The sequence below is a fragment of the Amycolatopsis sp. NPDC003861 genome, assembly GCF_053605405.1.
On the sequence record NZ_JBSGJD010000048.1, the window covers coordinates 1 to 14138 of the forward strand.

Below are 14138 nucleotides of genomic sequence, written 5' to 3' on the forward strand. Positions count from 1 at the left end.
GGCCGGTGGCCGGCACGTCCGCACGCTCGGTGCCGTGGCCCGCGAGCGAGCCCAGCGACGACAGGCCGTTCACCGCGGGCAGCGCGGTGGGCAGCGCCGGCAGGGCCGGCTTCGGCAGCGCCGGAACGCCACCCAGGGCCGGCAGCGCCGGAGCGGCGATGGGCAGGCCCGCGGCCGGCACGTCGGCCCGCTCGGTGCCGTGGCCGCCGAGGGTGCCCAGCGACGCCAGGCCGTTCACCGGCAGCGCCGGGACGGTCGGCAGGGCCGGCTTCGGCAGCGCCGGGGCCGGGAGGGTCGAGACACCCGACAGCGGGCTGGTCACCGACGGCACGTCAGCGCGCTGGGTGGCCAGCGGAGCCGCGACCGGCAGCGCGGGCAGGCCCTGGGTGGGCAGCCCGGCGGTCGGCAGGTTGCTGGCGAGGCCGGCCGCCATCGGCAGCCCGCTCATGGGCAGGCCCTGGGTGGCCAGGCCCTCGGTGGACAGGTTGCTGGTCTGCAGCGCGCCGGTCAGCCCGTCGAGCGAGGGCAGACCGCCGACCAGGCCGGCGACCGGCAGCTTGCCGGACAGGCCGTCCACCGACGGCAGGCCGCCCTGGGTGGGCAGGCCGCTGCGGAGCGCGGCCAGCGACGGCAGCTCGTCCGCCGCCAGCTCCGAACCCTCGGCCGGGAACGCGATGGGGTCCGCGGCCTCGTCGTCGATGCTGGTCATGTCCGTCGCGTGCGCGGTGGCGACCCCGAGCAGCTCGAGCGGCACGCCGAAGATCTGCACCGGGAGCGCGAACGCGTGGTAGGCGTTGATGCCCGACAGCGCGGACTGGTCGCCGGCGGTGACGGCCTTGCCACCGTTGTGCGTGGTCAGCGTGTTGTCGCCGATGGCGTGCGCCACGCCGCCCACGGTCACCGCGTCGCCGAACAGCTGCGCGATCGCGGTCACCGGCAGGTCGAGGATGTTGCCCGAGATCGCGCCTTCGACACCGGAGGTGGTGTCGTCGCCCGCGTTCTCGACCTCGGTCATGTTGATGCCGGCGCCCTTGGCGACGCCCGCCACGCTGGCGGCGTCCCCGAAGACCTGCGCCACCGCGAGCGGGTCGACACCGACGATGTTGCCGGCCACGCTGCCGCGGTCGCCACTGGTGGTGGCGTCGCCGCCCGCCTCCGACTCGACGTCGTTGGTGCCCTTGCCGGTGCCCAGCGCGGCCGCAGCGATCCCGTCGCCGAAGACCGAGCCGGCGCCCGCGATCGGGGCCTTGACGATGTTGCCGGTCAGCGCACCGTCGCGGCCGTCGGTCACGGCGTCGCCGCCCGCCGTCGCGTCGGTGATGTTGTCGTTCTCGCCGGTGCCGATGCCGCCGAGGGCGCCACCGACGCCCATCGCCTGCACGGGCAGCGCGACCGGGGCCTCGACGATGTTGCCCGCGCCGGCACCCGCCGGGCCGTGGGCCTTGACGTCGCCGCCCGCGTTGGACGTGGTGTCGGTCGAGCCCTTGCCGTGGCCCTGGCCGATGAGGGCGCCACCGATGTTGGCCGCCTGCACCGGGGTCGACAGCGGGACGGTGCCCAGGTTCGAGCTCAGGAAGCCGCCGTCGTCCACGGTGCTGCCACCGCCGCCGCCGGAGACGACCTTGGTCTCGTCGGCCGCGCCGGAGCCCTGGCCGATGAACGAGCCACCGATGCCGAAGACCTCGGCGGGCAGGCCCACCGGGACCTGGACGACGTTGCCCGAGCCGGACGAGTTGGCGCCCTGGGTGCCGTCGTACGCCCCGGCGGTGACCGTCTTGTCCTCGGTCGCCGTGCCGGTCGCGTTGCCGATGTGGCTGCCGCCGATGCCGAAGACCTCGGGCGCGCCCGCGGCCTGGGTGTTGACGATGTTGCCGCCGAGGAAGGCGCCGTTGCCCTTGGTGTAGCTGCCGTTGCCGGCGTTGGCGTCGGTCGTGTTGTCGTGGACCGCGTTCGCCTGGCCGATGTACGTGCCACCGATGCCGAAGGCCTCGACCGGCAGCGCGACCGACGGGTTGAGGACGTTGCCCGACCCGCTGGAGTCGTCACCGGTGGTCTTGACGAAGCCACCCGAGTCGACAGTGCTGGAGGAACTGCCGGCGCTGGGGATGCCCGCCGAGGCGTTGCCGATCCACGAGCCCGCGACACCCGCGACGTTCGCGATCGGGGAGAGCGAGGCCGCCCCGCCGTTGCCGGACAGGAACGAGTCGTCGCCGCTGGTCTCGAGGTAGGTCGGGATGCCCAGGCTGCCCTTGCGGGTGGCCCCGGCCGTGGCGTCGGCGGAGGTGTTGCAGCCGTCGGAGTTCGACAGCGAGCCCCACACCGCACCGGAGTTGCAGTTGAACTTGACCGGCAGGGCGATCGGCGCGCCGACCACGTTGCCCGACCCGGAGGCCTGGTCGCCGGAGCTCAGCAGCGAACCACCGGAGGTGGCGACGGTGTCGGCCGAGTAGCCGTGGCTCTGCCCGTTGCCGAGCAGGTAGGAAGCGGCGTTCCCGGTCACCTGCACCGGGGTGGCGAACTGGCCCGCCACCACGTTGCCGGAGAGCGCGGAGCCGTCGCCGTTGGTGTCGACGTCCCCGGTCTCGGTGGTGCTCTGGCTGGCCGACCCACCGGTCACGCGGCCGGTGCCGCCGGCGACCCCGCCGCCGTTGCCGGCGATCTGGACGGGGAGCGCCCAGTCGAGGACGACGGCGTTGCCCGCGAGGCTGGAGTCCTTGCCGGTCGTCTTGACGTCCTGGTCGTGCGTCCACGTCTGCGAGTGGTCGCCGCCCTGGACGTTCGCGTCGCCGATGACGCCGATGGCGTTGTCGACGATCTGGATCGGGACGACGAGGTCACCGGTGACCTTGTTGCCCTTGAGGTTGTTGTGGCTCGGGGTGAACTTGCCCGCGCCGTCGGCCTTGGAGACACCGCCGAGGGTGCTCTCGCTGATCGGGCTCGCGTCGTCGAGCTGCTTCGCAGCCTCGTTCGCGGCCTTGGTGACCGGCTTGGTGCTCAGCTCCGTCTGCCCGGCGGGCAGGTCCAGCTGGCCGAAGGGGGTGCCGACCGCGTTGTTGGACTCCTGGATCGGAGCCGTGACGTTCAGGTCGAGCGGCGAGGCAGGGGTGTCAGGGTTGACGTTCTCGTCAGCCGAGGCGATGCCGGTGCCCAGCATCAGCAACCCACCCGTGACAAATGCGGTCTGGAGTCCGCGCTTTGCCCACGTCTGCATGGGGTTTTTCTCCTTTATTTCGGGTTCCCTTGCGGGTTCATGGGGGTGCGCTCGTCGAAATCGGAAAGGTCCGAGCCGCACCAGGGGGAGGTGGAACTTCGTGCGGGCGCGAAAAAGCGCACCGCCGTGTCACGGGGATTGCGCGGACGCCAAGCCGTCAGCGAAGGACGGACGTGGACGCCTCAGCGACCCGTGAAGGGAGGTGTTCAGTCAGGAGTGACGCCGGGCTGTTCGCCCGGGGTGCGCAGCGAGTGGCGCAGGCCGGCGCGGCTCATCGCCGCGACAGCGGAGTCGACGGCTTCGGTCGTCCAGAAGGGGACGCCGAAGTTGAAGCCGTCGAGGTGTCCACCGGGGGCCGTGGTGCCACCCGGGGCGGTGGGGACGGCCGGCGCGATCGGAAGCTGCGCCGGAGTCAGCGGCGACGGCAGGTCACGGTGCCCGTCGCGGGAGTCCCCCGCGGCACCGGTGCCGTCGTGCTGTCCACCCGCCGGCATCGCGAGCGCGGCTCGCAGCGCGGCGGGAAGTTCGACGGTCGAGACGGCGGGCGTGCCCGCGACCTCGCCGGTACCGGAGGTCACCGGCTCCTCCTCGACCGGGGCGGCGCCCGGGAGGACGGGGAGCGGGACCAGGTCGCCGTGGCCGGCCGGGTCGAGCAGCTGCCACACCTGGCGGCCGAAGTCGGTGGCCGGCGCGGGGGCGATGGTCTCCTCGATGACCTGGCGGGTGTCCTCCGGCTTGCGCGCGATGTGCTCGAACGCGCCGAGGGTGCGCTGGGTCGGGGTCAGCACCGCGTCGTCGGCGAGGTCGGTGACCGAGGCACTGACGTGCTCGGAGACCTCGTGCTGCAGCGTGCCGGCGTCGGTGCGGCCGCACCGCGGGGCCTGCGGCTCGCTCCACGTCGTCGCGTCCTGGTGGCAGGCGGCGTCGGCGACCGAGCCGGCGACCTCGCCCGCGAAGTGCCCGGCGCCGCGGTTCACGTCGCCGATCCCGGCGGCGGTGGCGTCGGTGACCGGGGTGACGGAGGCGGTGCCCACCTGGACGGTGTCGGCGGAAGCGGCGGCGTCGGAGACGAACCACGCGGCGGCGGTGCCCGCCATCGCGCCACCCAGGACCAGCAGCGCACGCGACACGAGACGGCCGACGCGCTTCGCGCCCTGCCCCTCGTTCGTCGCCGTGTTCGCCACTGGGTGGTCTCCTCGTGTCGGGTTCGTGATCCGGCCGTTGCGGAAGCGACCTAATCAAACCGGCGCCGCGCCGCGCACCCTCGACACGACTTGATGCCCCCATCGTGTGAAAGACACACGGTGTAGCCCGATCTGACGGTCGGTGATCATCCCTGGCCGTCACGCGTGTCGGACGCGGCCGCGGGAAAGCGGCCGAATCGGGCGGAGCAACCGCTACGGTGAGCCGGTGACCCACGCGCGACGTGAAGACCCGTTTCTGCCGGAGCACGAGGACGTCACCGGGCTGATCCCCCGGGGCCTACGGATAAGTGCCGCACTCGCGTGGCGGTTGATCGTGGTGGCCGCGGCCCTGTACGTCGTGGGCTGGGTGATCGGGCGCCTGTCCGTCGTCGTGATCCCGCTCGGCATCGCCCTGCTCCTGTCGGCGCTGCTCGCGCCGGCCGTGCAGAAGCTCGTGGCGGTCCGGTTCCCGCGGGGACTCGCGACGGCGATCGTGCTGATCGCCGGGCTGGCCGTGCTGGGCGGGCTGCTGACGTTCGTCGTCACGCAGTTCTCGAGCGGCCTGCCCCAGCTGCAGCGGCAGCTCAACGAGAGCCTCACCCAGATCAAGGACTGGCTGATCTACGGACCGATCCACCTGCGCCAGGAGCAGATCCAGCAGTTCATCAACCAGGTCTTCGGCTTCCTGCAGAACAACCAGAGCTGGCTCACCGACACGGCGCTGACCACGGCGAGCACGGTCGGCGAGATCGTCACCGGCTTCCTGCTCACGCTGTTCATCACCATCTTCTTCCTCAGCGGCGGCGACGGCATCTGGACGTTCCTCGTCCGCGTCGCGCCCCGCCGGGTCCGCAACCGGGTCGACGTCGCCGGGCGCCGCGGGTTCGCGTCGCTGGTCAGCTACGTGCGGGCGACGGCGGCCGTGGCGGTCGTCGACGCCGTCGGCATCGGCATCGGCCTGTGGATCGTCGGCGTACCGCTGGTGATCCCGCTGGCCACGCTGGTGTTCCTCGGCGCGTTCATCCCGATCATCGGCGCGGTCATCACCGGCGGGGTCGCGGTGCTGATCGCGCTGGTCACCAACGGCTTCATCGGCGCGGTGATCGTGCTGGCCATCGTGATCGGCGTGATGCAGCTGGAAAGCCACGTGCTGCAGCCGCTGCTGCTCGGGCGCGCGGTGAAGCTGCACCCGCTCTCCGTCGTCCTCGCCATCACCGTCGGCCTCGTCGTGGGCGGCATCGCGGGCGCGCTGATGGCGGTCCCGATCCTGGCCGTGCTCAACGCGGGCATCCGGTCCCTGCTGCACGAGGAGAACCCGGACCCGGCCGAGGTGAACGTCCTCGCGGATCAGGCCGCGCAGCCGAACGACGCGACACCCGGATCCCCGAAGGCGGAAGTGCCGACGCGCGGCGAAGACGAGAAGTGACCGTCCGGCGGACTCCCGACCCCGTCACGCCCATGTGGCGGGGCGTGCTGGCCTTCCGCTTCCTCACCTGGGCGTTCGCCTGCGGCACGGTGATCGTCCAGAGCGGTGAGTACCGGCGCGAGTGGCTGGCGTGGACGATCCTCGGCGTGATGGCCGTGTGGTCGGTCGTCAGCAGCTTCCTCTACCTGCGCGAGCGGACGCGGCCGCCGTCGCTGGTCGTCTTCGACCTCGTGTTCACCACCGGGCTGCTGCTGAGCTCCCCGTGGGTGCTCAGCGACACGCAGTTCGCGCTCAACGTCCCGCTCATCACCACAGTGTGGGCGGCCGTGCCGCCGGTCGCCGCGGGCGCCCGGTTCGGCGCGTCCGGCGGGGTGCTCGCCGGGCTGGTGGTCGGCGTGGCGACCGGGCTGGCGCGGGAGAAGTTCGACCTCGACGTCGCCCGCGACGGCGTCCTGCTCGCCGCCGCCGGCCTGCTGGTCGGCATGGCTTCGACGATGGCCCGCCGGTCGTCGGCGCGGCTGGAGCAGGCACTGCGGAAGGAAGCGGCGACGGCCGAGCGGGAGCGGCTGGCGCGGTCGATCCACGACAGCGTGCTGCAGGTGCTCGCGCGGGTCCGCAAGCGCGGCAACGAGGTCGGCGGCGAAGCGGCAGAGCTGGCCCGGCTGGCCGGCGAGCAGGAGATCGCGCTGAGGTCGCTGGTGACGACCGAGCCGGTGCAGCTGACCGACAGCGGCACGATGAGCCTGCGCGCTGCGTTGCAGGTGCTCGCGACGTCGTCGGTGCAGGTCTCGGCGCCGGCGGACGACGTCGAGCTGCCCGCGCACGTCACGGGCGAACTGGTCGCCGTGACCCGCGAAGCCCTGTCGAACGTCGAGAAGCACGCGGGCCCGGACGCGCACGCCTGGGTGCTGCTGGAGGACCTCGGCGACGAGGTCGTGGTGAGCATCCGCGACGACGGACCGGGCATACCGGACGGCGTTCTCGAGCAAGCCGCCGCGGACGGGCACCTCGGCGTGGTGGAATCCATCCGGGGGCGGGTCCGCGATCTCGGGGGGAGCGCGACCCTCGACACCGGGCCCGGCCGGGGCACGGAGTGGGAGGTCAGGGTGCCGAGCACGAGGGGTGCGAGATGAGCGACGAACCGCGGATCTCCGTCATGGTGGTCGACGACCACCCGATCTGGCGCGACGGGGTGGCCCGAGACCTGACCGAACACGGCTTCGACGTCCGGGCGACCGCGCCGGACGCGGAGGCGGCGGTGCGGATCGCCCGCACCGTGCAGCCGGACGTCGTCCTGATGGACCTGAACCTGGGCAGCACTTCCGGGGTGGACGCGACCCGCGAGATCACCGCGGCGCTGCCGTCGACGAAGGTGCTGGTGCTCTCGGCGAGCGGCGAGCACAAGGACGTCCTGGAGGCGGTGAAGGCGGGGGCGTCCGGGTACCTGGTCAAGTCGGCGTCCGCGGTCGAGCTGGTCGACGCCGTGCACCGGACCGCGGCCGGCGACCCGGTGTTCACCGCGGGCCTGGCCGGGCTGGTGCTCGGGGAGTACCGGCGGATGGCCGACGCGCCCGCCGAAGGTGCGGAGCCGCCGCGGCTGACCGAGCGCGAAACCGACGTCCTGCGCCTGGTCGCGAAGGGGCTGACCGCGCGGCAGATCGCCGAGCGGCTCGTGCTGTCGCACCGGACGGTGGAGAACCACGTGCAGTCGACGCTGCGGAAGCTGCAGCTGCACAACCGCGTCGAGCTGGCCCGGTACGCGATCGAGCACGGCCTCGACGAGGAGTGACCCTCAGGGCACGACCGCCAGGCCCGACCAGGTGCCGGCGGGCAGGGCGGCCCGGCTCAGCCGCCACTGCGGTTCGCCGGGGTGCCACGCGGCGAGGACGCGGTCGGCGAGCACCAGGTCCCCGGCCGCCGACCAGCCGAAGCCGCCGCCGCGCTTGAGGTGCTCGGTGACGAACGGCATCCCCGGGGCGTGGTCCCAGGTCGGCCCGTCCGGGCGCAGCAGCCAGAGGTCCCGCGTCTGCGTGCTGGTGCCGCGGTAGGCGGGGTTCGCGAAGTCGACGGCCCAGATCGCTCCTTCGCGCGACGGCACCACGGCGGGCGCCGAGCCGATCGACGGCCGGCTGAGCTTCTTGCTGCTGTTGTCCCGCAGGTCGACCAGGGTCAGGTCGGTCAGGCCGTCGAGCAGCAGCCAGTCGCCGGCGGCGCCGAGGATGCGCGGCGCCTGCCGGATCGTGCGGCCGGTCGCCGGTTCGATCAGGGCGTCGGTCGACTCGGCGGCGTCGGCGTTGATGGTGATGAGCAGGCCGTGCCGGGTCTCGGTCCGCACCTGGGTGCGGCAGCTGGCGGGCTGGCCGCGGCCGAGCTCGCCGCCGGCGAACGAGAGGTGCTGGAGGCGGCAGTCGTCCGGCGCGTCCTGCCGGATCAGCCACAGGCCTTCGCCACCGGCGTCCGGACCCGCCGACCAGGCCTTGCCGAGCGACCGCGGCGGGCTCGACGGCCCGGTGTACTCGAGGATGTCGAAGGGCTCGGGGTCTTTCGGGTACATCGGGCGGACCGTCAGGACGACGTGCGTCCCGGCCCGCACGACATCGAGCTGGACGTCACCGCCCGGGTAGCCGGGCGGGGTGGCGACGGGGCCGCGGTCGGCGTCGAACAGGGTGGGGGCGACGGTCGGCAGCAGCGCGGTGACACCGATGCCGCCGGTCGCCTGGATGCCGGAGAGTTCCGCCAGCGGCCCCGGCGGGGGTGGCGGCGGCGGGGGTGCGGTGTTGGTGCACCCGGTCAGCAGGAGGGCGGCCGCGACGGCGGCCATGGCGCGGACTACGGGTCCGTTCAGGGTTTTCCCCCGATCTCCCTGGTGAAATCCAGTTCTACCATCGTGGGCATGGGCGAGGAAGAGACCGCGGCGGCGGAACCGGTGACCGAAACCAAGCCGTTGAGCGAGCGCGATCTCCGGGTGTCGGACGACGAGCGCGAACACGTCGTCGGCGTGCTGCAGAAGGCGATCGGCCGCGGGATGATCGACCTCGACGAGTTCACCGAGCGCACCGACCGCGCGCTGGCGTCGCGGACGCGCGGCGAGCTGAACGCGGTGCTGGCCGACCTCGCGGGCCTGTACCACCCGGCCGCGGCCCTCGCCGCCGCGCCCGCGTACGCGGCACCGGCCGGCTACAGCGGCTTTCCGAGCGGGCAGCGGGTCGAGCTGAACGCGAAGTACTCGTCGCTGCACCGCGGCGGGCCGTGGGTGGTGCCGTCCCAGCTGGTGGTGCGCAACAAGTACGGCTCGACGAAGCTGGACTTCACCGAGGCCCAGGTCCAGTCGCCGGTGGTGTACCTCGAGCTGGACGCCAAGTGGGGTTCGGTCGAGATCATCATCCCGGAGCACGCGGCGGTGGACCTCAACGCGATCGGCGACGTCAAGTTCGGTTCGATGGAGGACAAGACGCGCAGCAACGGCCGCATGGGCAACCCGCGCTACGTGCTGAGCGGCCGCGTCCACGGCGGTTCCCTGGTCGTCCGCCACCCGCGGCGCGGCATCTTCGGCTAGCCGGGGCCCCTCTGCCCCCGGCGTCAAGGAGGCCTCCCCACCCAGGCATCGGGTGGGGAGGCCTTCGTTTCTGTTCAGGCGGTCCGCAGGTTCCGCGCGACGAACCAGACGAGGGAAGCGAAGGCCACGGCGGCCAGCCCGGCGACGACGTGCAGCCCGGCGGCGAAGCCGTGCGCGCGGACGACGGCGTTGCCGAGGGTGCCGACGGTCGCGATGCCGATGGCGTAGCCGAACTCGTTGACGGTCTGCGCCAGCGACGCGGCGGCCCCGGCCTTCCGCTCCGGAACCGAGCCGACGACGAGGTCGGTGCCGAGGGCGACCATCGGCCCGACCCCCAGCGACGTCACGGCGAACCCGAGCGCGGGCCACCCCGGCCCGGCCGCGGGATCGGCGAGAGCGAGGATCGCCATGCCGCCCGCGGCGAGGGCAACGCCACCGGCGATGAGGACGTGCGTCTTGATCCGCCGAGCGAGGTGCGGCGCGGAGAGGAAGCTGACGGTGGAGGCGGCCATCCCGGGCAGCAGCCCGAGCGCGGCCCCGACCGGCGAGAGGTGCTGCGCGACCTGCAGGAATTGTGCGGTGAAGAGCATGGTGGTGCCGCCGAGCATGCTGAACAGGAGCATCCCGCCGAGCGTGGTCCGGAAGGCCTTCGCGGCGAAGAGGCTGAAGTCGACGAGCGGGTCCTTCAGGGCGCGTTGCCGCTTGTAGAAGACGTACCCGACGGCCAGCCCGGCGAGCAGGGCGGCGGCCGGAACGGGGTGGAAGCCATCGCGGGCGAGCTCCTTGACGCCGTAGACGGCGGGCAGGATGGCGGCGAGCGAGAGGAAGACGCTGGGGAGATCGAGGCGGCCGGCCTGCGCGTCGCGGTATTCGGGCAGCAGCTTCGGGCCGATGACGAGGAGCAGGACCATGGCGGGGACGCCGAGCAGGAAGACCGAGCCCCACCAGAAGTGCTCGAGCAGGAGCCCGCCGACCATCGGCCCGATGATGGCGCCGACGGTGAAGCAGCCGGCCCAGATCCCGATGGCCTGAGCGCGCTGCTGCGGGTTCTTGAAGAGGGTCCCGATCAGGGAGAGGGTCGAGGGGGCAAGGGTGGCCCCGGAGATCCCGAGCACGGCCCGAGCGGCGATGAGCATCCCGGCACTGGGCGCAAAGGCGGCCCCGACGGAGGCCAGCCCGAAGGCGGCGGCCCCGACGAGCAGCAGCTTCCGCCGCCCGATCCGGTCGCCGAGCGTCCCCATGGTGACCATGAACCCGGCGACCATGAAGCCGTAGGTGTCCATGATCCACAGTTGCTGCGTTCCATCGGCGTGCAGCGCGGTGGCGATCTTCGGAAGGGCGAGGACGAGGACGAAGACGTCGAGCGAGACGAGCAGGGTGGGCAGAGCCAGCACGGCCAGCCCGATCCACTCCCGCCGCCCAGCCCTCGCGGGTTGGGCTTCGTTCGCTTGAGCTTCGTTTGCTTGGGCCCCGCTCGGTCGGGCCTCGCCGGTTTCGGCCTCGCCGGCTTCGGCCGGGGCGGCGATGGTGGCGGTCATGGTGAGGTCCTCTCGACTCGGGGTGCTTCGCTTCTCACCTCTTCGTCGAGCAGGCGCGGGCGGGATCGACAACTCGCCGGGGATTTTTCGGGTGGGGAGTTACGGGCTTCGTGGGCCTTGAGGCGTGGTTGCCCACACCCCTCGATCAATGTGGACAACCACGCTGATCAAGGTTCGCACAGGCCAGCACTGTCGGTGATGACCGATAGACTGAAAGTGGGGGGGCGCCCCCGCGGGCGGGGATGATTCGCGCTCGGGCGAAACGAGCGGGCCGAGCCGTGGACCGGGTCAGCGACGGCGCCGGGCAGCAGCCGGGTGGGACGGCAGCTCGGACCGCGGCGGGCGAGTCGGCCGGTCGGCAAACCGGGCGAGTCGGCAGGCCAGGCAGGCCAGGCGTTGAGCCAGCTCTTCGCCGCGATGCGCGAACTGCAGCTGCAGGCCGGTGAGCCGAGCACCCGGGAAATCGCCGAACCGGACCGGCGGCGGGGCGGCAGGCCGGGCTGGTCGGCAGGCCGGGTGGGTTGGCCGTGCGAGCCGGGCGGCGGGATCCGGGGCCGCAAGGCGAGCCGAGCCAGCGGCGGACCGGGCTGGTCGGGGCGCGTTCGGGCGAGGCGGTGGAGCTGGCTGTTCTGGTCGGGGCGCGTTCGGGCGAGGCGGTGGAGCTGGCTGTTCTGGTGGTCGAGATCAGGGCCCCAGGGCGGAGAGCGGCCGGGTGAGCCCCAAGAGAGGCGACCTGGGGCGACCAACCGCCCGGCCGACCCTGGCCGCGGCGCGGGCGGCCAGGTCGGCGTCGGGTATCAGGGCCGCGCCGCCGCGCGGGCGGATGTCGGGTCTGACGTTGCCAGCGTTGCCTCCGCCAAGGCTTCGCACTCTGCGAGCGTTGCCGCCGCCAAGCTTGCTCCGACCGCTCGGATTGCCGGGGCGTTCATCGACAAGCTCGTCAGGCCCAAGCCCGCCAGGACCAGGGCGAGCCTCGGGTCGGCCGCCGCTTCGCCGCAGACGCCGGCCGGTTTTCCTGTCTGCTTTGCCGCGTCGCCGATCAGCTTCAGGAGGCGCAACAGCCCCGGCTGCCACGGGTCGTTCAGCTTGGCCACCGCGCCCAGCTGGCGGTCCGCCGCGAACGTGTACTGGGCCAGGTCGTTCGTTCCCACCGAGACGAAGTCCACCGCTTCGAGGATTTCGCGGGCGCTCAGCGCCGCGGCCGGGATCTCGATCATCACGCCCGCGCGGGCGATGCCTGCTGCGCGTACGCGCTCCGCGAACCAGGCCGCTTCCTCGACCGTGGCCACCATCGGAGCCATCACCGACACCTCGGCGCCCGAGTCCTCCGCCGCGCCGGCGATCGCTTCGAGCTGGCGGTCCAGCACCTCCGGGCGGTCGAACGCCACGCGCAAGCCCCGCACGCCCAGCGCCGGGTTCGGCTCGGCCTCCGGGGACAGGAACGCCAGGGGCTTGTCGGCGCCCGCGTCCAGGGTCCGCACGATCACCGGCTTGCCGCGGAACGGCGACAGCACCGCCGTGTACGCCGCGCGCTGGTCGGCCACCGATGGCTCGTCCGCCGCGTCCAGGTAGCAGAACTCGGTGCGGAACAGGCCCACCCCTTCGGCGCCCGCGTCCGCCGCGGCGTGGGCGTCGGCCGGGGAGCCGACGTTGCCGTAGACCTTCACGCGGTGGCCGTCGGCCGTCGCTCCCGTGCCGTTCCACTCGGCGAGCTGGGCCACCGTGGCCGTGACGACCGGGGCCGACGGGTCGGCGACCTCGACCGTGCCCGTGTCGCCGTCGACCGCAAGCGCTTGCGCGTCCAGGGCCAGCAGCCCGCGCACCGCCACGACGGCCGGGATGCCGAGCGCCCGCGCCAGGATCGCGGTGTGGCTGGTGGGGCCACCTTCTTCGGTGACCAGGGCGAGCACCTTCGCCGGGTCGAGGCCGGCGGTGTCGGCCGGGGCCAGGTCGCGGGCGACCAGCACGCTCGGCGACGCCAGCTTGGGCACCCCGGGCGGGGCGATGCCGAGCAGCTCGGCGATCAGCCTGTCCCGGACATCGCGGACGTCGCGAACGCGCTCGGCCATGTACCCGCCGGCCGCGGCCAGCGCTTCGGCGAAGCCTTCGGCGGCCTGGTAGACGGCGCGTGCGGCGGGCAGTCCCTGCGTCTTGACCAGCGTTTCGGCCTGGGCCGCCAGCGCCGGGTCGGCCGCCATCGCCGCAGTGGTGATGAGGATCGTCGCCGCCTCGCCCGTGGCGGTCTCGGCCTGCTTCTCCAGCCGGCCGGCGACGGTCGCGGCCGCGGGGGCGATCCGGGCGGCCTCGGCGGCCGGATCGGCCGGGGCGGGGGTGGCGGCGGGCTCGCCGAGCGGCTCCGCGACCCGGACGACGGGACCGCTGGCGCGGCCAGGGCTGACGGCGACCCCGGACAGGGGTCCCGCGGAGGCGGCAGCAGGCTCGGGCACGGCGGCGGCAACTTCAGGCATGGTCTAGACCATAGCTCAGGTAAGCCTGGATATCTCGTGGTGGCGGGCACAAACCCCGCTGCCGTACCTGCTCGAGCACCGGCCGGACCTCCTCGTGCCACCAGGAGTCGGCCAATTCGCCGCGGCTGCGGACGGGCCGTCCGGCCAGCATACGACGGAAACCCCAGGCCTCGGCCGAGTCGGCGAGCCGGAACCAGTCGGCCGGGTCGTCGAGCCACAGTCCGAGCCGGACGTCGTCGGGCAGCGGGACGCGCTCGAGGAACATCCGCTCGGCGGTCTTCGACGGCAGGTCGGCGAGCGTCAGGCAGCGCAACGCGCAGGCGACCGTGCTGATCCAGCGGACCCGCGCGCGGATGGTCCGGGCGCCGCGGGCGCGGGCGATGCCGACGCGGTGGTGCCCGTCCTCGACGAAGAACATGTCGGAGAGCCGCACGAGCCGCACCGGCGGGAGGTCCGCCGACGTCCGTGTCAGGTGTTCCCAGCGGTCGCGCAGCGCGCGGTTGCGCGGCCGGAACTCGCGGTCGAAGTCCCCGGCGCGGGCGACCGTGCCGACGACGCCCTCCAGCGGCACGTCGTAGACGCCTTCGTCGAGTTCGGTCTGCTTGCCGAGCGCCTTGAGGGTTTCGTCGAGCGGCATGATCGCGAGCCGGTCGGGACGGCGTGCGTCCGCGATCGCCCGCAGCTGAGCCGCGTAGCCGCGCCACCAGGCCGAGCCGAACGAGTCGCCCATGTGACGTGCAACCCGGGCCTCCGGG

10 protein-coding genes are annotated in these 14138 nt (G+C 73.1%); 4 read left to right on the plus strand and 6 right to left on the minus strand.

The window, feature by feature from the left end; translation table 11 throughout:
- Nucleotides 1–3154, minus strand: a 3154-nt coding sequence (locus ACWEVN_RS15005; protein WP_452051600.1) for a beta strand repeat-containing protein, incomplete at its 3' end; no start/stop codon positions are given.
- Nucleotides 3155–3417: 263 nt separating this feature from the next.
- Nucleotides 3418–4395 carry a hypothetical protein gene (locus ACWEVN_RS15010; RefSeq protein ID WP_452051601.1) on the minus strand — a complete coding sequence of 326 codons (978 nt, stop codon included), beginning with the start codon at nt 4393–4395 and terminating at the stop codon, nt 3418–3420.
- 226 nt (nt 4396–4621) lie between these two features.
- Here ACWEVN_RS15010 and ACWEVN_RS15015 point away from each other — a divergent pair, with 226 nt between their 5' ends.
- Genes ACWEVN_RS15015 through ACWEVN_RS15025 form a run of 3 tightly spaced genes read left to right on the plus strand, consistent with a single transcriptional unit; the run spans nt 4622 to nt 7610 of the window.
- A complete protein-coding gene (locus ACWEVN_RS15015) occupies nt 4622–5821 on the plus strand; it encodes an AI-2E family transporter (RefSeq protein WP_449684006.1) in 1200 nt (399 codons plus the stop codon).
- Complete coding sequence (gene macS / locus ACWEVN_RS15020; protein WP_449684007.1) at nt 5818–6954, plus strand: MacS family sensor histidine kinase; 1137 nt, start codon at nt 5818–5820, stop codon at nt 6952–6954. Before ACWEVN_RS15015 ends, macS begins: the two co-directional genes overlap by 4 nt.
- Nucleotides 6951–7610: a response regulator gene (locus tag ACWEVN_RS15025; RefSeq protein WP_449684008.1), complete on the plus strand. Its 660-nt coding sequence runs from the start codon at nt 6951–6953 to the stop codon at nt 7608–7610. Before macS ends, ACWEVN_RS15025 begins: the two co-directional genes overlap by 4 nt.
- A 3-nt stretch (nt 7611–7613) precedes the next feature.
- Here ACWEVN_RS15025 and ACWEVN_RS15030 read toward each other — a convergent pair whose 3' ends face one another.
- The gene (locus tag ACWEVN_RS15030) at nt 7614–8642 is read right to left on the minus strand and encodes a hypothetical protein (RefSeq protein WP_452051602.1); all 1029 of its coding nucleotides are present in this window, start codon (nt 8640–8642) and stop codon (nt 7614–7616) included.
- A 72-nt stretch (nt 8643–8714) separates the two neighbouring features.
- Here ACWEVN_RS15030 and ACWEVN_RS15035 point away from each other — a divergent pair, with 72 nt between their 5' ends.
- A complete protein-coding gene (locus ACWEVN_RS15035) occupies nt 8715–9377 on the plus strand; it encodes a DUF1707 SHOCT-like domain-containing protein (protein ID WP_310968391.1) in 663 nt (220 codons plus the stop codon).
- A gap of 74 nt (nt 9378–9451) precedes the next feature.
- On the opposite strand, the gene ACWEVN_RS15040 is transcribed toward ACWEVN_RS15035, so the two are convergent.
- The 3 genes from ACWEVN_RS15040 to ACWEVN_RS15050 form a co-directional block, all read right to left on the minus strand.
- Nucleotides 9452–10915: an MFS transporter gene (locus tag ACWEVN_RS15040; protein WP_452051603.1), complete on the minus strand. Its 1464-nt coding sequence runs from the start codon at nt 10913–10915 to the stop codon at nt 9452–9454.
- Nucleotides 10916–11712: 797 nt separating this feature from the next.
- Nucleotides 11713–13383 carry a phosphoenolpyruvate--protein phosphotransferase gene (gene ptsP / locus ACWEVN_RS15045; protein WP_452051604.1) on the minus strand — a complete coding sequence of 557 codons (1671 nt, stop codon included), beginning with the start codon at nt 13381–13383 and terminating at the stop codon, nt 11713–11715.
- Complete coding sequence (locus tag ACWEVN_RS15050) at nt 13376–14113, minus strand: hypothetical protein (RefSeq protein ID WP_452051605.1); 738 nt, start codon at nt 14111–14113, stop codon at nt 13376–13378. Before ACWEVN_RS15050 ends, ptsP begins: the two co-directional genes overlap by 8 nt.
- Between the last annotated feature and the right edge of the window lie 25 nt (nt 14114–14138).